This window comes from Chitinophagales bacterium (assembly GCA_020635995.1).
Taxonomy (GTDB): Bacteria; Bacteroidota; Bacteroidia; order Chitinophagales; family UBA8649; genus JAFMKE01.
Genome location: JACJYS010000006.1, coordinates 98,179 through 124,363 on the forward strand (window position 1 = coordinate 98,179; position 26,185 = coordinate 124,363).

General features: G+C 33.6%; 22 protein-coding genes. 15 read left to right on the forward strand and 7 right to left on the reverse strand.

The features are described from left to right. Window positions 1-27: 27 nt before the first annotated feature. The 4 genes from H6578_09700 to H6578_09715 are packed head-to-tail and all read left to right on the forward strand — an operon-like array spanning window position 28 to window position 2,451. Entirely contained in the window at window positions 28-480 is a 453-nt protein-coding gene (locus tag H6578_09700; GenBank protein ID MCB9227426.1) for a DUF2384 domain-containing protein, read from the forward strand. 4 nt (window positions 481-484) lie between these two features. After that, complete coding sequence (locus H6578_09705; GenBank protein MCB9227427.1) at window positions 485-949, forward strand: RES family NAD+ phosphorylase; 465 nt, start codon at window positions 485-487, stop codon at window positions 947-949. Window positions 950-952: 3 nt separating this feature from the next. Beyond that, entirely contained in the window at window positions 953-1,156 is a 204-nt protein-coding gene (locus H6578_09710; protein ID MCB9227428.1) for a hypothetical protein, read from the forward strand. A gap of 32 nt (window positions 1,157-1,188) precedes the next feature. After that, on the forward strand, window positions 1,189-2,451 hold the full coding sequence (locus H6578_09715; GenBank protein MCB9227429.1) for a hypothetical protein: 1,263 nt from the start codon (window positions 1,189-1,191) through the stop codon (window positions 2,449-2,451). A gap of 60 nt (window positions 2,452-2,511) precedes the next feature. Here the strand turns inward: H6578_09715 and H6578_09720 are convergent, their stop codons facing one another. The 4 genes from H6578_09720 to H6578_09735 form a co-directional block, all read right to left on the reverse strand. Beyond that, window positions 2,512-5,982 (reverse strand): hypothetical protein, encoded by a 3,471-nt coding sequence (locus H6578_09720; GenBank protein MCB9227430.1) that lies wholly within the window; start codon window positions 5,980-5,982, stop codon window positions 2,512-2,514. A gap of 379 nt (window positions 5,983-6,361) precedes the next feature. Further along, on the reverse strand, window positions 6,362-6,841 hold the full coding sequence (locus tag H6578_09725; protein MCB9227431.1) for a DUF695 domain-containing protein: 480 nt from the start codon (window positions 6,839-6,841) through the stop codon (window positions 6,362-6,364). Window positions 6,842-6,983: 142 nt separating this feature from the next. Further along, on the reverse strand, window positions 6,984-7,934 hold the full coding sequence (rfaD, locus tag H6578_09730) for an ADP-glyceromanno-heptose 6-epimerase (GenBank protein MCB9227432.1): 951 nt from the start codon (window positions 7,932-7,934) through the stop codon (window positions 6,984-6,986). 72 nt (window positions 7,935-8,006) lie between these two features. Then, window positions 8,007-8,720, reverse strand: a complete 714-nt coding sequence (locus tag H6578_09735; GenBank protein ID MCB9227433.1) for a methyltransferase — start codon at window positions 8,718-8,720, stop codon at window positions 8,007-8,009. Window positions 8,721-9,531: 811 nt separating this feature from the next. Here H6578_09735 and H6578_09740 point away from each other — a divergent pair. From H6578_09740 to H6578_09755, 4 genes are all read left to right on the forward strand, one after another. Then, window positions 9,532-11,964, forward strand: a complete 2,433-nt coding sequence (locus tag H6578_09740) for an enoyl-CoA hydratase/isomerase family protein (GenBank protein ID MCB9227434.1) — start codon at window positions 9,532-9,534, stop codon at window positions 11,962-11,964. A gap of 41 nt (window positions 11,965-12,005) precedes the next feature. Then, window positions 12,006-12,365, forward strand: a complete 360-nt coding sequence (locus H6578_09745; GenBank protein MCB9227435.1) for a four helix bundle protein — start codon at window positions 12,006-12,008, stop codon at window positions 12,363-12,365. A gap of 66 nt (window positions 12,366-12,431) precedes the next feature. After that, on the forward strand, window positions 12,432-13,610 hold the full coding sequence (locus tag H6578_09750) for a thiolase family protein (GenBank protein ID MCB9227436.1): 1,179 nt from the start codon (window positions 12,432-12,434) through the stop codon (window positions 13,608-13,610). Between the two features lie 188 nt (window positions 13,611-13,798). Beyond that, on the forward strand, window positions 13,799-15,595 hold the full coding sequence (locus H6578_09755) for an acyl-CoA dehydrogenase family protein (GenBank protein ID MCB9227437.1): 1,797 nt from the start codon (window positions 13,799-13,801) through the stop codon (window positions 15,593-15,595). A 209-nt stretch (window positions 15,596-15,804) separates the two neighbouring features. On the opposite strand, the gene H6578_09760 is transcribed toward H6578_09755, so the two are convergent. Then, a complete protein-coding gene (locus H6578_09760) occupies window positions 15,805-16,047 on the reverse strand; it encodes a hypothetical protein (protein ID MCB9227438.1) in 243 nt (80 codons plus the stop codon). A gap of 238 nt (window positions 16,048-16,285) precedes the next feature. Here H6578_09760 and aceB point away from each other — a divergent pair, with 238 nt between their 5' ends. The 3 genes from aceB to H6578_09775 all read left to right on the forward strand — a co-directional run bounded on the left by aceB (window position 16,286) and on the right by H6578_09775 (window position 20,620). After that, window positions 16,286-17,878, forward strand: a complete 1,593-nt coding sequence (gene aceB / locus H6578_09765; GenBank protein MCB9227439.1) for a malate synthase A — start codon at window positions 16,286-16,288, stop codon at window positions 17,876-17,878. Between the two features lie 51 nt (window positions 17,879-17,929). Further along, the gene (locus H6578_09770) at window positions 17,930-19,519 is read left to right on the forward strand and encodes an isocitrate lyase (GenBank protein MCB9227440.1); all 1,590 of its coding nucleotides are present in this window, start codon (window positions 17,930-17,932) and stop codon (window positions 19,517-19,519) included. A gap of 132 nt (window positions 19,520-19,651) precedes the next feature. Further along, window positions 19,652-20,620, forward strand: coding sequence for a PHB depolymerase family esterase (locus tag H6578_09775; protein MCB9227441.1), 969 nt, complete (start codon window positions 19,652-19,654; stop codon window positions 20,618-20,620). Window positions 20,621-20,833: 213 nt separating this feature from the next. On the opposite strand, the gene H6578_09780 is transcribed toward H6578_09775, so the two are convergent. Beyond that, on the reverse strand, window positions 20,834-21,157 hold the full coding sequence (locus H6578_09780; protein ID MCB9227442.1) for a helix-turn-helix transcriptional regulator: 324 nt from the start codon (window positions 21,155-21,157) through the stop codon (window positions 20,834-20,836). A 2-nt stretch (window positions 21,158-21,159) separates the two neighbouring features. Continuing rightward, window positions 21,160-21,507 (reverse strand): type II toxin-antitoxin system RelE/ParE family toxin, encoded by a 348-nt coding sequence (locus H6578_09785; protein MCB9227443.1) that lies wholly within the window; start codon window positions 21,505-21,507, stop codon window positions 21,160-21,162. 332 nt (window positions 21,508-21,839) lie between these two features. Here H6578_09785 and H6578_09790 point away from each other — a divergent pair, with 332 nt between their 5' ends. From H6578_09790 to H6578_09805, 4 genes are all read left to right on the forward strand, one after another. After that, a complete protein-coding gene (locus tag H6578_09790; GenBank protein ID MCB9227444.1) occupies window positions 21,840-22,718 on the forward strand; it encodes a pirin family protein in 879 nt (292 codons plus the stop codon). Between the two features lie 226 nt (window positions 22,719-22,944). Further along, window positions 22,945-23,655: a DsbA family oxidoreductase gene (locus H6578_09795; GenBank protein ID MCB9227445.1), complete on the forward strand. Its 711-nt coding sequence runs from the start codon at window positions 22,945-22,947 to the stop codon at window positions 23,653-23,655. Between the two features lie 87 nt (window positions 23,656-23,742). Then, window positions 23,743-24,717, forward strand: a complete 975-nt coding sequence (locus tag H6578_09800; protein MCB9227446.1) for a zinc-binding alcohol dehydrogenase family protein — start codon at window positions 23,743-23,745, stop codon at window positions 24,715-24,717. Window positions 24,718-24,865: 148 nt separating this feature from the next. Further along, window positions 24,866-25,864: an endo alpha-1,4 polygalactosaminidase gene (locus H6578_09805; protein MCB9227447.1), complete on the forward strand. Its 999-nt coding sequence runs from the start codon at window positions 24,866-24,868 to the stop codon at window positions 25,862-25,864. The last annotated feature ends 321 nt before the right edge of the window (window positions 25,865-26,185 follow it).

Here is a 26,185-nt window from a genome sequence, read left to right on the forward strand (position 1 = left end):
CTTTGTGGAAGAACAAAGAGAATAGTAATGAAAAATTATAAAAACAATAGTAATAAAAATTTAGTAGTAGAAGAGCCAATGGCAGTATATGCAGTAGCAGATGATAGTAGTATTTTTACCTTAATAGAAAAAATAAAAAAAGGAATTTCTTTTAATGCTTTTTCAAAATTAGTAAAAAATACACCTTTTAAAATTTCAGAGTGGGCTGGTTTTTTGCATATTTCAGAAAGAACCATGCAGCGCTATCAAAAAGAAAATAAAAATTTTGATGCTTTATATACAGAAAAAATATACGAAGTAAGTATGCTTACTAATTATGGCGTAGAAGTTTTTGGTTCTATAGATAATTTTAATCAGTGGTTGAGTACTTCAAATGTTGCATTGGGTGGTATAGTTCCTAAAACACTATTAGATAGCACCTTTGGTATTCAAGTACTTAAAGATGAGCTTGGTCGTATAGAGCATGGTATATTAGCATAATACTATGGAAGTTTATAGAATAACCAAAACAAAATATGCGAAAAGTATAAACGGTTTTGGAGCTGAAAAATTTGGGGGAAGATGGAATAGTAAGGGCGTAGCTATGTTATATACAAGCCAATCAAGAGCATTGGCTATGACAGAGGTGGCGGTACATTTATCGTATGGTATTATGCCTAAAGATTTTAGTTTGGTAACTATAGAAATACCAAATAATACTATGATTGAAGAACTTAAAATAGAAGATTTGCCAAAAAACTGGGATAATATTCCTCATAATGGAAATACGCAGTTAATAGGAGATGATTTTGTTAGCGAGCAAGAGTATTTAGCTTTAAAAGTGCCTTCTGTAATTGTAAAAGGCGATTTTAATTTTTTGATAAATCCTTTGCATAAAGATTTTGATAAAATAAAGATTAAAAATATAGAACCTTTTTTATTTGATAATAGATTGTTTGTAAATAATTGATTTATGAAAAAAACTCTTTTAATAATTATTGTTTCATTATTTGTTATTGGTAGTATGCCTTCTTGTAAAGGTCCTCACTGCTCAACTTATACTTCAAGCCAAACTACAGGAAAATTGAGTAAATCTGTAAAAAAGAGAGATAAAGCTAAGAAAAAGCAAAGAAGAAAATCTGGAGGGAAAATGAAAACAGGAAAACCATTATTTTAATTAAATTTCAATAAACATAAATATCTTAAAGAATGAAAAAAAACATCTTAACCACCTTTATCTTGCTTTTAACGCTTAGTTTAAACGCCCAAACTCTTATTAAATACGAAAAAGTTGACCATATTACTAAGGACGATTTAAAAGAACTTTGGAAAAAAAATAGTTTACCTAAAGCTATTTCTCCTATAACAGCATCGGCTGTAGATGTGTATGAACTGTATTACAATACCTCTTTGCCCAACGGAGAAAAGGTGGTAGCTACAGGATTATACTATGTGCCTATAGATTTTCCTTATGAAATAGCTACGATGCAATATAACCATGGTACTACTATGAAAAATAGAGTAGGAAAAAATTATGCTTATAATGGCGAAGGAACAATATGCAGAATATTTGCAGCAGACGGCTATGCTGTGGCATGGCAAGATTATATCGGTTTAGGAAGAGCAAAAGGTTTTCATCCATATCAGCATTTAGAAACAGAAGGACAGAGTGGTGTAGATTTATTAAGAGCTGTTAAGCAAATTAATGAAGAAATAGGTTTAAAAGTTAATGATAAACTTTTTATAACAGGCTACTCTCAAGGAGGACATGCCACTTTAGCTGTTCATAAAACTATTCAAGAAAAATATGCTGATGAATTTCATGTTACCGCCAGTTCTCCTATGAGTGGTGCTCATGATATGAGTGGTGTGCAAACAGAGCTAATGGATAAGCCGTATCCTCAGCCACATTATTTACCCTATTTACTTTATGGATATAATAAGATTTACAACATTTTTCCGGATACTGATTTTAGAAACATTTTTAAGCCGGAGTACAGACATGTAGTAGATAAAATGCTAAGTAAAGATTTTGACTATGGCGATATCAATAAAATGCTGCCAGAGTTGCCATTTACCATGGTAGTAGATTCTTTGTATGATTTGTTTATAAATGATCCTAATTTTAAGTTTACTAAGGTTTTAAAGCAAAACAATACTTATGATTGGGTACCTACTTCTCCAGTACAGTTTTGCTACTGCACCGGAGATGAAGAAGTGTATTATAAAAACTCTATAGTGGCAATAGATTATATGAGAAGTCATGGAGCTAAGCATATAATAGATAGAAAAGTAGGCGATAATTTTACACACCGCCAATGTGCCGATTATGCAGTTATGTACACCAAATTCTTTTTTGACAGCTTTAGAAATGGCTTTAAAAATGGAAGAAAGGGTAGTTTAATTAAAAATACAATGGTAAACATTGTAACAGGGATAGAGGATAAAAAGCATGCGAAAGAAAAAGAATAAATAATTGCTAAAAACAAAACAATCAAAGCCTTATTCTTAATGGATAAGGCTTCTGAGTTTCTAAAACACCGCCCTCACTTGCACTCTGCCACCATGCACGGGTTTTGTTATTCCTGTTTTTCTGCCGTCATATTGTACACTTACTTGCAGTAGCTTAGCAAAAGTTTTATCTATACCTACATTCCATACAAAGTTGTTGCCTTCTTGCAAGCCTTGTAGCATATCAAACTGTAGTTGCTCGTTTGTGTAGCTATCATCATTGTAACCTACACTTACAAAAGAAAAAGTTGATGTAATATTGTAATTATTGGCTTTTGAAAACCTTAAGTTTGTACTTACCTCATTGCTGACAGCAAATTGTCCACCTATTTGTGGTAAAGGATTAGATTTAAAACTGTATTCATATTCTACTTCAATTCTCAGCATTTTTTTGAATAGCCACGATAATGAAGAACCTGCTTCATTGAGAATATATTCATACTTTCTATCAAAGTAAAAATCAGAGTCATTTTGTTTAAATCCTGTTCTGTAGCTGCCATTTAATGTAAAATCTTTTATAAAATTCCAGCGGGCTTTAAATTCATTTAAAATAAATTTTCTTCGTTCAAACCCGCTTGTTAAAAGCGTTTTACTATTGCTAAATTGATAAGTGTATTCAAAACCATATTTAGTATCGCTTCTATTAAAAAAGATGACATTTCTAATATTCGTATTGTTGCTAACTAATAAACTATCGTTTAAATTATGTACAAAAGGACTAATTACATTTAGTGCTTTAATATTGCCTGTGGCAAATACTTTTTTAGAAAATTGAAAAGCTGTATTAGTAGAAAATCGGGCTATAAAACTTTGGAATCCTTTTTGTTTAAACCAAACTGCTTTAGGGTTTAGTTGAATACTTTGGTTAAACTGAGTGCTATTAACAGGCTGAAATTCTAAACTATTTTGAAAAAACTTGATAAATCGGTTTTCATTGGCAAATGCCGAAACATAAAATTCATTGAGCTCTTGCACTCCGTTTTCGTTAATGTCGTCCCAAGCAAAACTACCCACTCCATCGGGAGCTTCTATATAAGTATATTGTATTTTTTGCTCTCTACCTGCTCCTATTTCGTACATAGTGTTGGCACGCACCGCCCCTTTCCAAAGCACTAAGCCGTAATCTATTCTTCCTAAATAAAAATGATTTAAGTCTTTAGCTGCACTAAATAAAGTATCTTGCTGTAGGTTTCGGTAGGTTAAATTATAATTTAAAGTATGATTTTTTTTAGCTAAAATTCGTCCTGTCAGTTCTATTTGGTGGGCTTTTAAATAGGGTTTATCAAAACTTTCTCCTTTGGCAAGGTGCTGAAACCTTAATTTGTAGTTTAGTTTAAAATGCTGCCTCAGGCTATCTTGGTTTTGTATATAAAAACCATATTCTTGCCATAAGAAACTTTCATTGTACAATGAATCTGTTAAAGTATTACGCTGCTGGTTTATTTCATTATTTAACGTAGCTCCTATTTTGTATGTTTTGTTTTTAGCAAAATTTTGAGCAATGTTTATTTTCGGTCTAAAAAAATGGATATTTCTATTGCCCGTATTGGCATATAAATATTGTATATTATTTTCTGTTTCAAATCCTTTAGTATTGTATTTAACCAATAGGCTGTTTTCGTAGCCCGTGTATATATTTCCTTGTTTCAGCATACTAAAATTATAGCTAACATTACCTTTGTTTTGTTTAATATAACTAATTGAAAAGTTTGCTAAATGGTCTTGACTAACGGTATCGTTGTTTATACTCCAATTTCGGTTAAACTCAACGGCTCGGTATCTTTCTAAAGGTTTAAAATCTTGCTGTTTAAACTCGTAGTTTCCATCTATTAAAATGGCTTTGGTAGAATCCTTTTTCAAATTTATAGTTTGATTAAAAAATAGGTTTAAGCCGTAGCCAATATTATCGCTTCTATCCATTTTAGAAAAAGTATTCAAATCTCTATTGCTCAGAGCAAACTCCGCTCCTGCTTTCATGCTTTTTATGGGTTTGTATGCCACTCTGGAAGTAAAAAGTTGTTGCATTTCGGGAGCTATTACTTTAATAACCGGCTGATAGCTTCCTAAGTTTGGCCCTACATATTTAAAAACCCTACCGTTGGCTACAGAAGATGTTAGCTCATAGCTTCCATTATTTTGCCCGACATTAGAAAAATTTAAAGAATACAGCGTTGCGTTTTTATTAGTAGAATAGGTGTAAAAAGTGTCAATAATGCCATTAATTACAGTGTCTTTTTGCTCATATAAAACTCGGCTGGCATCAAAATCGGTTTGTTTTATTCCCGAGGCAAAAGCAGACTCTACATTATCTCCTGCATTTTCTAAAACCGCTATTTTATCATCATCAAGGTCTTGGTTTATGGTTTGGCGTTTTGCGTCTTGCTGAGAGAAAAAATTTACGGAAACATCAACTTTTTCGTGTTCAAAACCACCATTTAAGTGATAAAGTGTTCTAAGATAGTTTCTTTCGGCATATTCAAACTCCACACGAATACGCATATCTTGCGTTATCATTTTATTTGGGGTAAAACGCAATTCGCCTAAATTATAGTCAATTACATAATCATTGTTATCGCCACGCTGTAGCTGCACACCATTTATAAAAACTCTTTCAGAACCCGACATAACTATGATGTATGCTTCTCCATTATTGCCTTGCAGTCGGTAAGGACCTTGGTTTCCCTCAATGGCAGTTATGTTATTAATACAAAAATTTCCTCTGGCTACGGCAAAACTTGCCATACCGCTTGCCGTGCCTATTTCTTTTACTTTCTGTTTGCCATGGTAAGAAGCTCCTTGTAAGTTTCTTTGAAATTTCATAAAATAAGAACCGGGACTTTTTAGGTCAAAATCTCCAACTCTTAAATAATGTTCATCTTTTCTGAGTTGAATATAAACTTTGTCAAATTCTTGTAGCGTAGCGGTATTCCCTTCCGGCTGAATAGGAATATTATTGTCAGAAATAACGGCTTTTACCTCTATATCTTTAGTTATCATTCCCAATAATTGGAAATTAAAACTGGAGTTTACATTTAAACTTTGAGCATTTCCAAAACCTACGCCTCTTGATATGTTTCCGTTGTATTCTAAATTGCCAAAATCTATTAAAGATTGATTATAACTACCACTTGAAGGAGTAGAATTGCTGATTAAAAATCCTGTTGATTCTGTTTCCTTTTTGTAGGCAGAATAATCTCTATTAAAATATTTTTTGCCAAAAAGTACGGGGAAAGTTCTGTAAGAAATGTTAGCGGTTTTGTTTTTTAATTCTTCGGGAATAATAAGCTGAGAATTTTCTGCATTAAGGGTGTAGTTTTCTATGTTTTTGCCATCTATTTGCATATTAAAAGTAGAAGCAGATATACTCAGGCTGTCTAATACAATAGTGTCTTTATCTAATACCATGGTTTTAGACACATAGTTAGATAAATTTTGAGCTTGTATTAGCGTGCCAAAACAACATAATAATATAGTAGCTATTTTTTTGAGCAAACAGTTAGCATTCTTTATGCAAACAAACGAAAAAAAAGGGATTTGATTATTAAAAAGAAGGATTATAATAATAGATAGGTAATAAAAATTGAGTAATAGCTTATTTTGTTGAAGTTGACTATAAATCAATGTTGTAGTAAAAGCAAGGAATGGAAAGGTAGTTTTTAGGTTTTATTTAGCAGAACGTTTTGGCTATGCGCAGTGCGGGAATGAAAAGCCGAAACTTTCAATCTGGCACAAACGGTAGCCAAAGCTGCGTTTTTTGTTTTTAAATTTATTCAACAAAAACGTCAAAGCGGAGCTTTGGCGGACTAAAAGCACCGTCCTTTCGTTTATCTCGTCAGCCCGCATTGCGTATAGGTTTTGTTGGCACACGTTTTTATTTTATTAATCCACCAACGTTATTCCAATTGATGTCCTTTTCCATATTAAAATTCACTCTTCTTTGTTCCTGAACTTTGTCAAAAAATAGATTTGTTTTTTCTTGGTCAAATCTTGGTTGGTCAACATAAAAAATAATGTCCCTAAACCCATTTTGCGTAACTCGTCCGATGAAGTGAGTTTTATGTTTTTCCTTAATGAACTGCTCAATTTTGTCTTCTAGTTCATTTAATATCTGAGCTTCACTATCTGTTGGCATTTTTCTATCATCAGTGTCAACGAGTTCTAGAGTCACTTGAATCCACCAAGGGAAATATTTTTTATTTGGGTAGTTGTCATACGACTTGTTGATGTTTGAAACTCCAAAGAATCCATTGTCATCCGTTATTTCACCAACTTCAAATAATTCCCCAGGATAAATAGGTTCAGTCGGTCCGTAGGATTTAGGTTCTTTTTTTGAAAATAGTTTCTTAAACATCTTGCTTGTTTTAATGTGTGCCAACATATAGCTAAGAAGTCGTTTTAATGCTTTTTAGCTTTCGTTCTGCTAAGTTAGTTGTTTTTAAATTAAATATCAATAAAATAGATGTAAAATTAGTAACAAATTACTAAGATATTTTTTAGTGAGCACATAAAAAAGCTACATAATCTTTAACGCCCTCCTCTAATGTGGTAAATTCTTTTTGGTAGCCTGTGTGCCTTAATTTATCCATTTTAGCCTCAGTAAAATATTGATAGGCATCTCTTATGTCTATAGGTGTAGGAATATACTCAATAATTGGTTCTTTGTTTAATGCTAAAAATACGGCTTTAGCTAAATCATTAAAAGTGCGAGCAGTGCCTGTTCCTAAATTATAAATGCCACTATTTTTTTGTGTGTTGTAAAAATATAAGCAAACATCTACTACATCTTTTACATAAATAAAATCTCGTTGTTGCTCGCCATTTTTAATGCCATTTTTATGCGATTGAAACAAACGCATTTTTCCTGTTTCTTGTATTTGTTTAAAGGCATGATAAACTACACTTGACATACGGTTTTTGTGAAATTCATGAGGTCCATAAACATTAAAAAATTTAAGCCCAACCCAAAAAGGTGGAGTTTTAGTTTGGTTTTCTACCCATTTATCAAATGCCAGCTTACTTTCTCCATAAGGGTTTAGAGCCGAGAGGTTTACTGCTTTAATAGCATCATCATAGCCTAAAGAACCATTGCCATAAGTGGCAGCAGAAGATGCATAAAGTAGTGGAATATTGCTTTTAGTACAAATTTCAAAAATTGATTTAGAATAATTGAAGTTTAGCTTATCAAAAATGCTTTTATCCTGCTCTGTAGTATCGGTGCGAGCTCCCAAATGAAAAATAAAAGAAATTTTTGAGGCATTTTTTTGCAACCATTCTATAAAATCATCTCTATGTATTAGTTCTTTAAATTTTGTATGGCTAATATTTTGGTTTTTAGCTTGGTTTTCCAATTCGTCAACCAATACTAAATCCGTTTTGCCCAATTTATTTAAAGCACTTACCAAATTACTTCCTATAAAACCTCTTGCTCCTGTAATTATTATCATACCCTACAAAAGTAAATAATACCAATTGTTAATTCAAAATAGTTTAGATTATTATGTATTCCTTATTCGGTTTTACAAATACAAATAATAAGATTTAAGCAAATTAGTAAATTCTTGTGTATAGCTATTGTCATTGTTTTTATATGTAATACTATTTGAAAAATTAGGGAGCTTATCATTTCTGCTCGCCAAAAGTATAACACGCTTACATTTAGCATTTCTTTTATCGTAAAGCATAATAATTTTTTGATTGCTGTATTTCATTTTTGAAAATACACTTTTATACGCTTCAAATACATCATTATTAGAAAGTAGCAAAGCTAAAATAGTGTTTTGTTGCGTATTATTTTCTATTATTTTAATCCAATCTTCAGCACACAAAGTTTCTGCTTGCCTTGCTATATTTTTAGTTTCATTTGGGTTTTTATAAGTGTTATTAAAAAATGGCGGATTGCTAATAATAAAGTCAAAATTTTCTTCCGTTTTATAAGTTCTTATATCATCATTTATAATTTCAATTTGACTACTAAACCTACTTTCCTTTATATTTTCTTTGGCTTGCTGGTAACATTTATTTTCTATTTCTATACCTATAACATTAGCTCCTTTTTGTGCCAACATTAAACTCAATAAACCGCTACCACAGCCCACGTCTAAAATTTTATGAGTGTTATTAAGCATTTGAGCCACCACTGCCCCAAAAACACAAGCATCGGTGCTCACTTTATTGGCACAGTTGTTTTGTTCTATTTTAAATTGCTTAAATTGAAAGTATGAGTTAGGCATGCGTAGTAAAGGTAAAAAGTTTTTATTGAAGGGGATAAACTATTACTAATTATCCGTTTTCATACCAATATTAAATGAATAATTTATGAATACAGAATTATAGGTAACAAGTGTATTTTTTTACCTTTGTCTTGACACAAAGGTAACCAAAGGTCAAGACTGTAATCAAAAACACTAAAATGCTATAAAACAGACGATGACAAATTAATGTATGCTCAACTTCAATTTCCCTAAAGTATTTTCACTTGTGGGAGCATACTAATTTGTCTGTTTACATTTTTATAATTTCATTCATTTTAGATGTCTGTTTTACATCATTTCTTAACGTATTTTTGATTAAGGTCAGTAAAAGTGCACCTTAAGTTTGTAAACGGAGTACCTATTAACCAAAATTTCCGTAAAAAATTCATCAAGTCAGGAGCGTCATGCTGATGAAGCGGAGCGGAAGAAGCATCTCTTTTTGTTTTATAAGGTTAAATAATTGAGATTCTTCATTACACTTCGTTCCATCTGTCTGCCGACAGGTAGAGGCGGGTAGGGAATCCCAAATTCCTTTTATAAAACAATTATTAAATTGATGTTCCGAAACTGTAAGGTTATAATGGGTCGCTGAAAACTTAGTTAGATTCCCTAACTACCATATAGTAGGTTTTGTAACTTTTCTTCTAAAGAAAAGTTAATATAAAATCCTTAAAATTTTGAAAATTATTATCATAGATTAAGTTCAAATTTGCCCATTTCATTTTCTTGCCGTATATTTACCAAACGTTTGTTTGATAAAATTTAAAAACTAAAAATAAATACATAATATATGAATGCAGAAGCGAAAGCACAAACCGTAATTCCGGCTACAAAAAGGCACATTAGAAAAGCGGCCGTTTTGGGTTCGGGAGTTATGGGTTCACGTATAGCATGCCACTTTGCCAATATTGGTTTAGAGGTGGTTTTGCTGGATATTGTACCCTTTAATTTATCTGAAGAAGATAAGAAAAAACCAGCCATGAGGAATAGCTTAGTAAACAGAGATTTGCAAGCTACCTTAAAATCAAATCCCTCTCCTATTTACGATAAAAACTTTGTAAATAGAATAACTACAGGAAATTTTGATGACAACATGAACCTCATAAGCGATTGCGATTGGGTAATAGAAGTGGTTATAGAAAGGTTAGATATTAAAAAACAGGTTTACGAAAATGTAGAGAAATACAGAAAACCGGGCACTTTAATTACTTCTAACACTTCGGGTATTCCTATTGAAATGCTAATGGAAGGCAGAAGTGAGGATTTCCAAAAACATTTTTGTGGAACGCACTTTTTCAATCCTCCACGTTATTTAAAATTATTTGAAATAATACCTTCATCTAAAACAGATGTAGAAATTGTTAAGTTTTTTGAAAACTATGCCGATTTATATTTAGGAAAAACGCCTGTTTTATGTAAAGATACTCCGGCTTTCATAGCTAATAGAATAGGTGTGTTTTCTATGTCTGCCATTTTTAAATTGCAACAAGAAATGGGCTTATCTGTAGCAGATATTGATGCTTTAACAGGCACTTTAACAGGAAAACCAAAATCTGCCACCTTCCGTACTGCCGATGTAGTAGGTTTAGATACTTTAATAAAAGTAGCCAAAGGTGTTTATGATAATGCTCCTAAAGATGAAATGAGAGAAACCTTTAATGTGCCCGATTATGTTTTAAAAATGGAAGAAAACAAATGGTTGGGAGATAAAACTAAGCAAGGTTTCTACAAAAAAACAACAGATGAAAACGGCAAAAAAGTTATTTTGCAGTTAGATCTTAAATCATTTGAGTATGTGCCGTCTGAAAAAAGCAAATTTGCTTCAGTAGGAGCAGCTAAGCAAGCAGGTGGCTTAAATAATAGATTAAAAACTTTAGCCAAAGGCAAAGATGAAGCCGCTCAGTTTTTAAACAAGTTAAATTTTATGGTATTTCAGTATGTTTCTAACAGAATACCAGAAATTTCTGATGAGTTATATAGAATAGACGATGCTATGCGTGCCGGTTTTGGCTGGCAAATAGGTCCTTACGAGCAGTGGGATATATTAGGCGTAGCTACTACGGTAGCAAATATGAAAGAAGCGGGTTTTGCACCGGCTAAGTGGGTAGATGAAATGTTAGCCAGTGGAGCAGATTCTTTCTATAAAGTAGAAAATGGAGCTTTAAAATATTATGATATTCCATCTAAATCTTATAAAGTTGTTCCGGGTAGAGAGAATTTTGTAATTCTTGACAACCTAAGAAGTAGTCAAGAGCCTGTATATAAAAATAGTGGCTGCACAGTTCACGATTTAGGCGATGGCGTAATGTGTGTTGAGTTTCAAACAAAAATGAACTCTATAGGTAGTGAAGTGCTACAAGGCATTAACAAAGCAATAGATATAGCTGAAAAAGATGGCTGGAAAGGAATAGTTATAGGTAACAACGCACCTAATTTTTCTGCCGGAGCTAATTTAGCTATGATATTAATGCAAGCAGCAGAGCAAGAGTGGGATGAACTAAATTTTGCCATTAAGTATTTCCAAAATACAGTAATGCGTATAAGACATTGTGCTGTTCCTGTAGTGGCAGCTCCTCATGGCATGACCTTAGGTGGCGGTTGCGAAATAACCATGCACTCAGATGCCGCATTTGCCTCAGCAGAAACATACATTGGTTTAGTAGAAGTAGGTGTAGGCGTTATTCCTGCCGGTGGAGGAACTAAAGAATTTGCTTTAAGAGCATCAGATGCTTTTGCTACAGATACCGCTTTAATTCCTACATTAACAGATAGATTTACAGCTATTGCAACAGCAAAAGTGGCTACATCTGCACATGAAGGTTTTCAAATAGGTGTTTTAGATAGAAAGAAAGATGTAGTAGTGGTAAATGAAAATAGAGCTATTGCCGAAGCAAAAGAACACGTATTGGCTTTATATAACGAAGGATATACACAGCCTGTAATGCGAACAGATATTACCGTATTAGGCAGAACAGGATTGGCAGCATTATATGCAGGCATAGCAGGTTTCCAAGTAGGAAAATATGCAAGCGAGCATGATGCCTTAATTTCAAGAAAAATAGCTTATGTACTTTGTGGTGGCGATTTAAGTCAACCTACACAAGTTTCTGAGCAATATTTATTGGATTTAGAACGTGAAGCATTTTTATCATTATGTGGCGAAAGAAAAACATTAGAGAGAATGCAGAGTATTTTAAAAACAGGAAAACCACTTAGAAATTAGACGTATAGATGTTGAGAGGATAGACATATAGACATTTATTAATGAAGAAGCATAACTACAAAAAACTATTAATATGGCAAGAAGCAAGAGTCTTGGTAAAGGAGATTTATTTAATATCTAAATCGTTTCCTGAAGATGAGCGTTTTGGTTTGACATCTCAAATTAGAAGAGCTATAGTTTCTGTTTCATTAAATATTGTAGAGGGAAGTGGCAGAGTATCGGATAAGGACTTTGCAAACTTTTTAAACATGGCTTATACTTCATTGCTAGAAGTTGAAGGTATATTAATTCTTATTGTTGATTTAGAATATTATAAAGAATTTGAATTAGATTCTTTAAATAATAAAATTGAAGAATTACTCAAAATGATATACACATTTAGAGAAAACTTATTAAAATAACTAAAAAAATAGACTGATAGACCGTCTATAAATCTAATGGTCTAAAAGTCTAAAAATCTAAAAAAAATGGAAGCATATATAGTAAAAGGATATAGAACCGCGGTAGGAAAAGCCAAAAGAGGCGGTTTTAGATTTACCACACCTGTAGATTTAGGTGCAGAGGTAATCAATTACATTTTAAAAGAAACACCAGAGTTAGACCCTGCAAGAATAGATGATATTATTGTAGGCAATGCAGTGCCAGAAGCAGAGCAAGGTTTGCAAATGGCTCGTTGGGTTTCTTTACGTTCTAATCTGCCCGAAAGCGTAGGCGGTGTTTCAGTTAATCGCTACTGCGGTAGTGGTGTAGAAACTATTTCTATGGCGGTGGCAAAAATAAAAGCCGGTATGGCGGAGTGTATTTTAGCCGGGGGAACAGAATCTATGAGTTTAGTACCTATTATGGGAACTAAAACAGTACCAAATTATGAAATAGCTAACACCCACCCCGATTATTATATAGGTATGGGATTAACAGCAGAAAACATTGCTGATAAATACAATATTTCAAGATTAGAGAGTGATACGTTCGCTTATGAATCACACCAAAAAGCACTTGCGGCACTGAAGAAAAACGTATTTCAAGAAGAAATAGTGCCTGTAGAAGTAGAGGAAGTTTACTATGCAGACGGCAAGAAAAAAGAAAGAAAATATACCGTACATGTAGATGAAGGACCAAGAGCAGATACAACAGTAGAAGCTTTAGGAAAATTGCGTCCTGTATTTAAAATGGGTGGTCAAGTAACAGCAGGAAACTCATCTCAAACATCAGACGGAGCCGCTTTTGTTTTAGTTATGAGCGAAAAAATGGTAAAAGAATTAGGTTTAGAACCTGTGGCACGTATGATTACATCTGCTACGGCAGGTGTTGACCCACGTTTAATGGGCATGGGACCAGTAGAAGCTATTCCAAAAGCTTTAAAACAAGCAGGCATGAAACTTAGCGATATTGATTTAATAGAACTAAACGAAGCATTTGCAGCTCAATCTTTAGGTGTATTAAAATACATGAAAGATATAGACAGAAGCATTGTAAATGTTAATGGTGGAGCTTTAGCTTTAGGACATCCATTAGGCTGTACAGGTACAAAACTTACGGTTCAAATATTAAACGAATTGCGTAGAAGAAATAAAAAATACGGTATGGTAACAGCTTGTATAGGTGGTGGACAAGGAATAGCAGGGATATATGAGTTGTTGAAATAGACCTAAGAGATAAAACGTAAGATATAAGACAAAAGGCAAATTTTGTTTTTGTAGATGAAATTATTGACATAATATGTACTGCGTTTTAGATTATATAAATAATAGTGCTAATTAAAAATTAAATAATAAAAATTGATGTGAGTATAAGTCTTAAATCTTATGTCTTACATCTTAAATCTTAAAAAAAAATGACAAAAACAGTATTAAAAGGAGGAGAGTTTTTAATTAAAGAAACTAACCCACAGGACATTTTTATTCCTGAAGAAAAGACAGAAGATCAAGCCGCTTTTTCTGCAATGGCGGATGAGTTTATTAACAAAAGAGTTGCTCCAAACTATGACGACATTGAGCATAAAGATTACGCTAAAGTAATTGAATTGCTTAACGAAGCAGGAGAGCAAGGCTTGTTAGGTACAGGTGTGCCGGAGCAGTACGGAGGAATGGGATTAGATTTCAACTCTGATTCTTTAGTTATGGAACATTTTGGTAGAGCACAGTCGTGGAGTGTAGCTTTTACTGCCCATATAGGAATAGGAACATTACCTATTTTATATTATGGCAATGAAACTCAAAAACAAGAGTGGTTGCCAAAATTAGCCAGTGGCGAAGCAAAAGCATCTTACTGTTTAACAGAGCCAGGTTCAGGTTCAGACGCTTTAGGAGCTAAAACAAAAGCAGTGCTTAGCGAAGACGGAAAAGAGTGGATAGTAACAGGACAAAAAATGTGGATTACCAATGCAGGATTTGCCGATTTATTTACCGTATTTGCTCAAGTAGAAGAAGATAGCCGATTAGATGCCAGTGGTTTTACAGGTTTTATTATTCCTGCACATTTAGATAATATCCGTTTAAATGCCGAAGAGCATAAAATGGGTATCAATGGTTCATCTACACGTCAAATTTTCTTTGAAGGTGTAAGAATACCACGAGAAAATGTATTGGGTGAAATAGGAAAAGGACACAAAATAGCATTTAATGTATTAAACATTGGTCGTTATAAATTAGGATTATTAGCCGTAGGTGGTTGTAAAGAAGGCGTAAGAGATGCCGTAAAATATGCCAACGAAAGAGAACAATTCGGTTTACCTATTTCTAAATTTGGAGCTATACAATACAAATTGGCTGAAATGGCTATAAGAACCTATGCTAACGAAAGTGCTGTTTATAGAACTTCGGGATTAATAGAAGATAAAATAAACGGTTTAGTAGCAGAAGGCATGGACCCTGTAGAGGCAAAATTAGCAGCTGCAGATGAGTATAGCATAGAAGCTGCCATACTAAAGGTATATGGCTCAGAAGCGGGAGATTTTACAGCAGATGAAAATGTGCAGATACACGGAGGTATGGGTTTTTCTGAAGAAACACAGGCATGTAGAGCTTATAGAGATAGCCGTATCAACAGAATTTTTGAAGGTACAAACGAAATTAACAGACTTTTAGCCGTAGGCACTATACTTAAAAGAGCTATGAAAGGTCAGTTAGATATTATGAAACCGGCTATGGCGGTGCAAGAAGAATTAATGGGTATTCCGTCATTTGACGATGCACCTACGGGCTTTTTAGAAAAAGAAATGGAAGCTATACAAAAAGCTAAGAAAGCGATACTGATGGCTGCCGGAGCTGCTGCTCAAAAATACATGCAAAAGTTAGATAGAGAGCAAATGATATTGATGGAAGTAGCTGATATGTTAATAGAAACATTTGTAGCAGAATCTACCATATTAAGAGTTCAAAAATTAGCAAGTATGAAAGGCGAAGAAGCAGTAAGCTTACATGCTGATATGGCAAGAACATTAGTGAGTGATACTTTAGAAAGAATCAACACACATGGTCGCCATGCAATTATGGCATTTGCCGAAGGCGATATGCTAACTATGATGTTAATGGGTCTAAAACGCTTTACTAAATTTGAAGCTTATAACACTACAGAAGCTCGTAAAAGAGTAGCAAAAGCAATAATAGAAAGCAATACTTATCCTTTCTAGACTGTGAAAGTATAGACAGATAGACAATTAGATAAAAAAATCCGAAGCAAAATTGCTTCGGATTTTTTTATGCTTTGTGCTACGACTAAAGTCATCACACGAGATAATGTTAATACTACAATGGGTTATGACCCATTGGAAAAAAATATGCTCACAACAATAGAATTTACTTCTTACAGAAAAATCTAAAATTACCTCACATCTTAATACTACTTAGTATAGTACATTTTTTCCGGGAGCAATTCATAAATTTCGGGAGCAATTTTATCTTCCGGCAATTCATCTTTGTCTATTACAAATTTTACATTGCCTTCATTAGGCTCTTCAAAATATAATTTAGCTTTAACTAATCCCTTAATAGGCATATAGTTTTTACTCGTAGAGTAGTGTTTATCAAATTGACTACTCACATAGTTTATAAATCTTTCTGTCTTTTTTGAAAATACTATCATTTACTTAGTGTTTTAGGTTTAAAAAAATAAACAGCCTTTAAGTTACAAAATATTATTGAATTATCATAATTATACCGTTTGCAAATAAATAATAAACCCGTAAGGCGGAAGCCAATATTGAACTAAATGTACTAAACAAAAGGCATTTACCATTGTATATAAATTGTTAATAAAAATAATTAGCGAAATTTCGCTAAAAACCAATTCTTTTCCTTATTTTTGTTACGAAACAAATTTTATTATGCAAAAAACTCAAAATATAACTATTAACGCTAAAGTATCTGAAGCTTATAAAGAGATACTTACAGATGATGCTTTAGAATTTGTAGCCGCCTTACAAGAAAAATTTAACGCCAGAAGATTAGACTTGTTAAAACAACGTGAAGTGCGTCAGCATGAAATTGACAATGGTAAAATGCCCGATTTCTTGCCGGAAACTAAAGAAATAAGAGAAGGAAACTGGAAATGTGCTCCGCAGCCAAAAGATTTATTAGATAGACGAGTGGAAATAACCGGTCCAGTAGATAGGAAAATGGTAATTAATGCCTTAAACTCCGGTGCTAAAATGTTTATGGCAGATTTTGAAGATAGCAATGCTCCTTCGTGGGAAAACAATATAGAAGGACAAATAAACTTGCGTGATGCCAATTTAGGAACTATAACTTATAAGCATCCTGCAAAAGATAAAACATATAAACTAAATGATAAAGTGGCTACTTTATTGGTTCGCCCAAGAGGATGGCATTTAAACGAAAAGCATGTAACTTTTAACGGAGAAGTTTTAAGTGGCTCGCTATTTGATTTTGGCTTATATTTCTTTCACAATGCTAAAACTTTAATAGAAAAAGGCAGTGGACCATATTTTTATTTACCCAAATTAGAAAGCCATTTAGAAGCTCGCTTGTGGAATGATGTTTTTGTTTTTGCACAAGATTATATAGGAATACCGCAAGGAACTATAAAAGCTACTGTTTTAGTAGAAACAATTTTAGCTTCATTTGAACTAAACGAAATTTTATACGAGCTAAGAGAACACTCATCGGGTTTAAACTGTGGTCGTTGGGATTATATTTTCTCTTACATCAAGCGGTTTAGAAATGTAGAAGGTTTTGTTATGCCCGATAGAAGCCAAGTAGGCATGACCGTACCTTTTATGAAAGCATATTCTCATTTAGTAATAAAAACTTGTCATAAGCGTGGCGTGCATGCTATGGGCGGTATGGCTGCTCAAATTCCTATTAAAAATGATGAAATAGCCAATAATGCAGCTATAGAAAAAGTACGCCAAGATAAGCTTAGAGAAGCCAAAGACGGACATGATGGAACATGGGTAGCCCATCCGGGATTAGTAAAAGTAGCCATGGATGTTTTTGATGAATATATGCCCAATGCAAACCAGTTGGATAAACTAAGAGAAGATGTAAATGTATCAGCTCAAAATTTAATAGAAGTACCAAAAGGAACAATTACTGAAAATGGTTTAAGACTAAATATAAATGTAGGTATTTTGTATATAGAAAGCTGGTTGCGTGGCGTAGGAGCAGCAGCAATTTACAATTTAATGGAAGATGCCGCTACAGCAGAAATTTCAAGAACACAAGTTTGGCAATGGATAAAATACAATTCAAAATTAGATGATGGCAGAACCATTACTTATGATTTGTATAAAGAATTTTTGCCTGAAGAATTAGAAAAAATAGAAAAATATGTAGGAAGCGAAGCCTATAAAAACGGAAAATTTAAAGAAGCGGTAGCATTATTTGATAAACTAATTTCAACTGAAGATTTTGCAGAATTTTTAACCCTGCCTGCCTACCAATTATTAGACTAATTAAAAAAGCATTTTAAAACAAAAAATATTATTAAACATTAGATAAAAAACATGAAAAATTTACAAAATAATTATGTTTCGGCATTAGAAACCGTTCAAAAACTTAAAGCGAAGTATGGAAATACTTGGGGAGAAATTAAACCGGAATATGCAGCACGCATGTATGCTCAAAACCGTTTTAAAACAGGCGTAGATATAGCAAAATATACCGCAGCTATTATGCGTAAAGATATGGCAGAGTACGATGCAGACAGCACAAAATATACACAATCTTTAGGTGCATGGCATGGCTTTATTGCTCAGCAAACTATGATTGCCGTAAAAAAGCACCATAAAACTACCAAAAAAAGATACATCTATTTATCGGGTTGGATGGTAGCGGCTTTAAGGTCAGAATTTGGTCCTTTACCAGACCAATCAATGCACGAAAAAACAGCAGTACCTTCTTTAATTGAAGAAATATATAATTTCTTAAAACAAGCAGATGCTACTGAATTAAATGATTTATTTCGTAGAAAAGCAGCAGGAGAAGACGTACAAGATTTAATTGATAATTTTGAAACGCATGTAGTGCCTATTATTGCTGATATTGATGCGGGTTTTGGAAATGAAGAAGCTACCTATTTATTAGCTAAAAAAATGATAGAAGCGGGTGCTTGTGCCATTCAAATAGAAAATCAAGTATCTGATGCTAAGCAATGTGGACACCAAGACGGTAAAGTAACCGTTCCTCATGAAGATTTTATTGCAAAACTAAATGCCGTACGTTACGCATTTTTAGAGTTAGGTGTAGAAGATGGAATTATAGTAGCTCGTACCGATTCTGAAGGTGCCAGTTTAACACAAAAATTACCGGTATCTACCATGCCTGGCGATTTAGCTTCTCAATATTTAGATTTTGTAGATGCCGAAGAAGTAAGTATTGACGAAGTAAATGATAATGATGTATTATTAAAACGCAATGGAAAATTAGTTCGTCCGGTACGTTTGCCTAATGGTTTATATAGTTTTAGAGCAGGTACAAATATAGACAGAGTAGTTTTAGATTGTGTAACAAGTTTGCAACACGGAGCAGATTTACTTTGGATAGAAACGCCTACTCCGGATATAGATGCAATAGCTACAATGATTAATAGAGTTAGAGAACAAGTGCCTAATGCAAAATTAGTTTACAATAATTCTCCATCATTTAACTGGACATTAAATTTCCGTAAGCAAGCATATAAGCGTTGGGAAGCAGCAGGAAAAGACCTTTCTGAATATGATGTAAACAACTTAATGAATGTGAAATACGATAATTCTGAGTTGGCTAAAGAAGCAGACGAAAGAATTAGAACTTTCCAAAAAGATTCGTCTAAACATGCGGGAATTTTCCATCACTTAATTACACTGCCAACTTATCATACAACGGCATTGCACATGAACGATCTTTCTGAAGGATACTTTGGAGAAGAAGGTATGTTAGCTTATGTAGGTGGTGTTCAGCGTCAAGAAATTAGAAAAGGCGTTGCTTGCGTTAAACACCAGCGTATGGCAGGTTCAGATTTAGGCGATGACCATAAAGAATTTTTTGCCGGAGATAAAGCATTGAAAGCAGGTGGTGTTAAAAATACTTCTAACCAATTTGAAGTAGTAAAATAATAATAGAAACTAAACAGTTTCGTTAAAATATAGTTTGGTTTGGTAATACCAATACACTGTGTTGGTATATAAAGTCCGTAGGAATTTCTTTTCTACGGACTTTTTTTGTAATTTTATATTACAATTTATCTTATGAAATCTCATTATTACATTTTATTGCTTGTTTTATTGGTATCTTTTAATCAGTGCAAAAAAAAATATGAAAAAGCAGGCTTACAAGAGTTTTCTAATTTTGGAAGCAACAAAGGAAACCTCAATGCTTATTTTTATGAACCGGAAAATGTGCAAAGTAATGCTCCTTTGTTAGTAGCTTTGCATGGCTGCACTCAAAATGCTTTAGAAATGTCTTTGTGTACAGGTTGGGACGAGCTGGCAGACAGGTATGGCTTTTACGTATTGTACCCCGAGCAAAAAACAATAAACAATGCCACCAAATGTTTTAATTGGTTTTTAGAAGGAGATATTAATAAAAATCAAGGCGAAGTGTCGTCAATAAATGATATGATAAACAAATTAGTTGCCACCAAAAGTATAAATACTTCTCAAATTTATATAACGGGGTTATCGGCAGGAGGAGCTATGACTATGGCAATGGTAAGTTGCTATCCTCAAACATTTAAAGGAGCAATAGTAATGGCTGGCGTTCCATATAAAGCTGCCACTAATATTTACGAATCTATACCCGCATCAAAAGGCGAAATAGATAAAACGCCAGAACAGTGGGGCGATTTAGTGCGAGCTCAAAATCCTGCTTATTCAGGTTCGTTTCCTGTTTTAAGTGTAGTACATGGCACAGACGATAATGTGGTAAATTATCAAAATGCATTAGAAATTGTGGATCAATGGAGTGATATTTTAAATATAGATTTGCAAAATAGAACTTCCTCAAGCTACAATGCCGAAGTGAGAGATATTCAGTATTTTAATTCGGCTAATATGCCTCAAATTCAGTTGTATGAAATAAACAATTTAGGACATAATGTAGCATTAGATCCCGGCACGGGTATAGAGCAAGGCGGAGATGATACCCAACAATATACTAAAGATAAAGATTTTTACTCCTGCTATTGGGCAGGCAAGTTTATTGGATTGATAGACTAATTTACAAAAGAGGCACGAATACAGTAACACAAGGACGTACTCGTTTCGGTTCGTCTTTGCGAACGGAGTGAAGCAATCTACGGGACTACAGTTTGCCAATGAGAAAGGAGCTTGATAATTGCATTTTGTTGTATGGCGGTTGAAGGGAAATTATGAACTGCAAAAAGATATATATTGATAGCAACCACCTACTAACTGCGTTCGGTATATTTGTTATATTGCTAATTTCTTATGATTGAGTTCAACATTGAAATTTACTTTAGCACCTAATGCTTCAAACACTTTCAAAATTGTTTCAAATCTTGCGTTCTTAACGCTATTCTCAATTTTAGAAATTTGAGCTTTTTGTACACCAACAAGGTTGCCTAATTGTTCTTGTGTCAAATTGCGTTCTTGTCTTGCTTGTTTAATGGCTTGTCCTAACAAGTCTATTCTCAACTCGTTTTCAAACGCTTCACGTTTTTTAGTGCCTCGCTTACCAATGTGTTTGTCTATCATTGTATCAAGCGAAACGGTTTTAAATTTATTTGTTGCCATAACTAATTATTTTTTGTCTTATTTTCAAAATATTGCTTTCTTATTTCTTCGGCTTTCTTAATTTCCTTTGATGGCGTTTTTTGTGTCTTTTTCAAAATTCCGTGTGTTGCCACTACCAAAGTTTCTTTGCCCCCTGTTTTGTCCCAAAACGAAAAAAGCCGATGCGCTTTACTTTTATACAAAGTCCTAAATTCCCAAATGAAGTCGTTTAATTTTTTGAAAAGTTCATTATCGTTCACAAATTGAGCTTTCTTGATATTATAGTAAACTTTTTCTCTTGTTTTATCATCAAGATTCTCTAAAAACTCAACTGCTTCGGGCAATAATTCTATGTCAAAGTTTGGCTTCATTCATAATTTTCATCAAAGATAAAAATTTCCCAATTGGGAAACAAATATTTTACTTGAAATTTATATCAAATCTTATTTGAGTTTAACCCTGTCAGGGTCTTTGGCGTAGCCTTTGACCCTGACAGGGTAATAGTCACAGTAAGACGTCATTGCGAAAAAAATTATTCCTCCGTCATAATTTTTTTCGCAATCTCATTTCCTTGAATAACTATCCATCTTTTTTAAGGAGGAAGCCAATATTGGATTGTTATAGCTACGAACTTACCATACATCAATGCACCGTATTTTTAAGCATCGTAATTTTGCATTATAAAATAAAAAAGGAGTAAAAAATGAAAACAAGAAATGTAGAAATGGTAGCCACGCCAACTGCCCCTCACTTTGTGGGCGATGGCTTTAGAGTACACAACTTTATACCCAGCTATCCACGCTTAGATATGTATAGAATGAGTCCGTTTATTATGTTAGATTATAATTCAAAATTTACGTTTCCGCCAAGCGACAAACCAAAAGGCGTAGGCGTGCATCCGCACCGCGGTTTTGAAACGGTAACTATAGCTTACAAAGGAAAAGTAGAACATCATGATTCTGCCGGAGGCGGTGGCGTAATAAGCGAAGGCGATGTACAATGGATGACAGCCGCCAGCGGAGTTTTGCACAAAGAATACCACGAAACTGAGTGGAGCAAAAAAGGTGGCGAGTTTCAAATGGTGCAACTTTGGGTTAATTTGCCGGCAAAGTACAAAATGAGTTCGCCTAAATATCAAGCTATAGAAAACGCAAGTATGAACAAAGTAGCTTTGGCTAATAATGGTGGTTTTGTAGAGGTTATAGCCGGAGAATATGAAGGCGTAAAAGGTAATGCCACTACGTTTAGCCCGCTTCATTTGTTAAATGCCAGAATGAATAAAGGCGGAAAGGCTACCTTTAATTTTCCTAAAAATTACAATACGGCTGTGTTGGTTCTTGAAGGAGAAATAACTATAAATAACACAGAAAAAGTACAGTCAGATAACCTTGCTTTAATGGCAAATGATGGCGAGCAATTTAGCATAGAAGCAACAGAAAATGCAGTAGTATTAATTTTAAGTGGCGAACCAATAAATGAACCTATAGCTGCTCATGGTCCGTTTGTAATGAACACCCGTCAAGAGTTGGTAGAGGCGTTTAATGATTTTAACCAAGGCAAATTTGGCTATTTAGAAGAGTAGATAGGATAGAACTAAAGTTCCGATTTTTTTCTGAAGATTCGGAACTTTTTTCTTAAAAAATCTGTCAATTTATACCAATTGTTAACACAAAATAGTCTAATCTATTTTGTGTTTTACAATGGTAAATGCCGATAGAGCAATATATTTAGTACAATAAAGCGAAGGCGAAATTGGACTATTATATATTCCTAATCGGTATTAGATACTTTGTAAAAAAAAATTAAAAATGAAAATAGAAATATGGAGTGATGTGATGTGTCCTTTTTGCTATATTGGCAAAAGAAATTTTGAAGAGGCTTTACATCAATTTAAAGATAAAAATGAAATTGATGTGGAATGGAAAAGTTTTCAATTAGACCCTACCATTCCCGAAAATATGCCACACACCAATGTACTTGAATATCTTGCTCAAAAAAAAGGTATGAGTAAAGAGCAAACCAAACAATCTATGAGCCAAGTAACAGAAATGGCAAAAAGTGTAGGATTGGAGCTAAATTTTGATACGGCATTGGTTGCCAATTCCTTAAAAGCACATCGCCTTATTCAAAAAGCAAAAGAAAAAGGTTTAGGAGCACAAGCAGAAGAACGTCTATTTAAAGCTCATTTTGTAGAAGGCAAAGACTTTGGGAATATAAACGTTTTAAAAGAATTAGGTATAGATATTGGGCTTAAGCCGGAAGATATTGACCAAGCAATGCAAAAAGATGAATATGAATATCAAGTGAAATTAGATATTCAAGAAGCCAGACAGCTTGGCGTAAATGGTGTTCCATTTTTTGTTTTTAACAGGAAATACGGTATTTCCGGAGCACAACCAACAAAAGTATTTACCAATACTTTAGAGCAGTCTTTTGCTGAATGGCGAAAAGAAAATCCTGCGAGCAAATTAAATATTACCCAAGGTCCGGCTTGTGATATAGAGGGTAATTGTGATTAATTTAAAAATTGGGAAAGCTAACCAAAATCAACCTTGAATTTGAAAACAGTATTATAATGGGGAAGGATAAAAGAATTAAAATACATAATGAAAGCAATAGTAGTAAGTAAAGCAGGAGAAAATCCAAAATTGGTAAATGATTTCCCTTTGCCCGAAAAACAAAATGAAAATGAAGTACTGCTACAAGTAAAATCTGTAGCTGTTAAGAATTTAGACAAATTAAGAGCCAGTGGCAAGCATTATTCTTTGAATTATGATGACGGCAAAGCAAAAATTGTAGGCATGGACGGTGTGGGAACATTGGGAGATGGTACAAGGGTTTACGCTGTGTCTAAAAATGGTATATTAGCAGAGCAGGCGTGGGTACAGAAAGAGAGTATAGTTCCAATACCCAATAATTTAGATAGTGCTTTGGCGGCCGCCTTGCCCAATGCGGTAATGGGAGCAGCATTGGCACTTCGGTTTAGAGCTAAAATGAAGCAAAATAATGTGGTATTAGTAAACGGAGCTACGGGCGTAACGGGCAAAATAGCCGTTCAATTAGCTAAATTGTATGGAGCCAAACACATTATTGCTACGGGAAGAAATGAGCATGTTTTGGAAGAACTTTATACATTGGGAGCAAATAAAACCATAAACTTAAAAGCAGATAACGATTCTATAGTGCAACAAGTTAGAGCAATAAACAAAGAAACACCTATAGATGTGGTAATAGATTATTTGTGGGGCAAACCTGCCGAGTTTATTTTATCGGCATTAAAAAGCAAGGGCAATTATACGCACCAAACACGTTTTGTAACAGTAGGTGCCATGGCAGGCGATAACATAAATCTTTCCTCCGCTATTTTAAGAAGCACCGATATACAAATTTTAGGTTCGGGATTAGGCACTTGGACAAGTGAAGAAACAAAAATATTAAATACCGAAATTTTGCCCGAAGCCTTTGACTTAGCCGCTAAAGGAGCATTGCAGTTAAATATTGAAAGCATTGGTATAGAAGATGTAGAAACATATTGGCATAAAAAATTAGACAACGCCAAAAGATTAGTGGTAAATTTATAGTGAAGAAGTAAATTATGCCAATTATTACTCCAAAAATAACAATTTAATAAAATAATTTGATTTCATCTTTAAAAACACTAACTTAGATACTACCAACAAAAAAACCAAGCCATAAAACAAGCATATTATTCATTTAAAATATACATTTATGAAAATAATAAATATAACATTAAGTAATATACTCATATTAATTAGTATGCTTATCTGTTTCACTTCTTGCAAAAAAGAGGAGTCAACATCTCAGAATAAAAACTATAAACAAGAGATGCGAACTTTTGTTCAAAATATAAGTAGTTATGCTAAAGGAATAAAACCGAATTTTATAATCATTCCTCAAAACGGTGCAGAAATTGTTAGTACAACAGGCGATGATGAGGGCTCTCCCGAAATGAATTATATTAATGCTATTGACGGTATAGGGCAGGAAAGTTTAAACTATGGCTACAATGCAGATGACCAAGCGACCCCTAATAACGAAAAAGAATGGATGCAAACCTTTTTAGATATGGCTAAAAATAATAGTTCGGTAAAAATATTGGTAACAGACTATTGTTATACTCCTTCAAAAATAGACAATTCATACGCTACAAATAATACTGACGGATATATTTCTTTTGCCGCTACCCATAGAGCATTAGATAATATCCCCAACTACCCAACACCTATACACCAAGAAAATTCAGATGTAATTAGCGATTTACAGCAATCAAAAAATTTTTTGTATTTAATAAATCCCGATAATCTTTTTAATACTAAACAAGAATTTGTAGATGAAGTAAAAAATACAAATTATGATATAATAATAATGGATTTCTTCTACAATGGAGAAACATTTACGGCTAACCAAATACAAGAATTAAAACAAAAAGCAAACGGAGGAAAACGATTACTGATTTGCTATATGAGCATAGGAGAAGCGGAAGATTATAGATACTACTGGCAAGCAGGCTGGCAGGTGGGCAACCCTTCATTTATAGTAAAAGAAAACCCTAATTGGGAAGGCAATTATGTTGTAAAATATTGGGAAGATGAATGGCAAAATATTATTTATGGCAATGACAATTCGTATTTAAAAAAGATACTTAATGCAGGTTTTGATGGCGTATATCTTGATATAATAGATGCCTTTGAACAGTTTGAAAATTAGTAGGAATATATACTTATGCCAAGCTATATTTTTTCTTGTAAACTTGTTCGCATCAACCTGCGTTTTCATTGTTCATCCTCTGGACGCAACGAAAACTTAGTTGTTCTCTACTATCTTTCTTTCCGTTCCATTTGTGGTCAGCTTTTGGGACTCCCCATACCCTTTGCCAAGTTTTGATTTGTGTGTCGGTTGGTGCGACTTGGCAAATGCGAAGCATTCACGAACACCAATAATTGAAATATAAGAGTCGTGAGTAATTGTATGGTTTTAGCGTTGCATTATTTCCGTTTCTTGTTTTCTATCTTTTTAATCGCTCCTGAC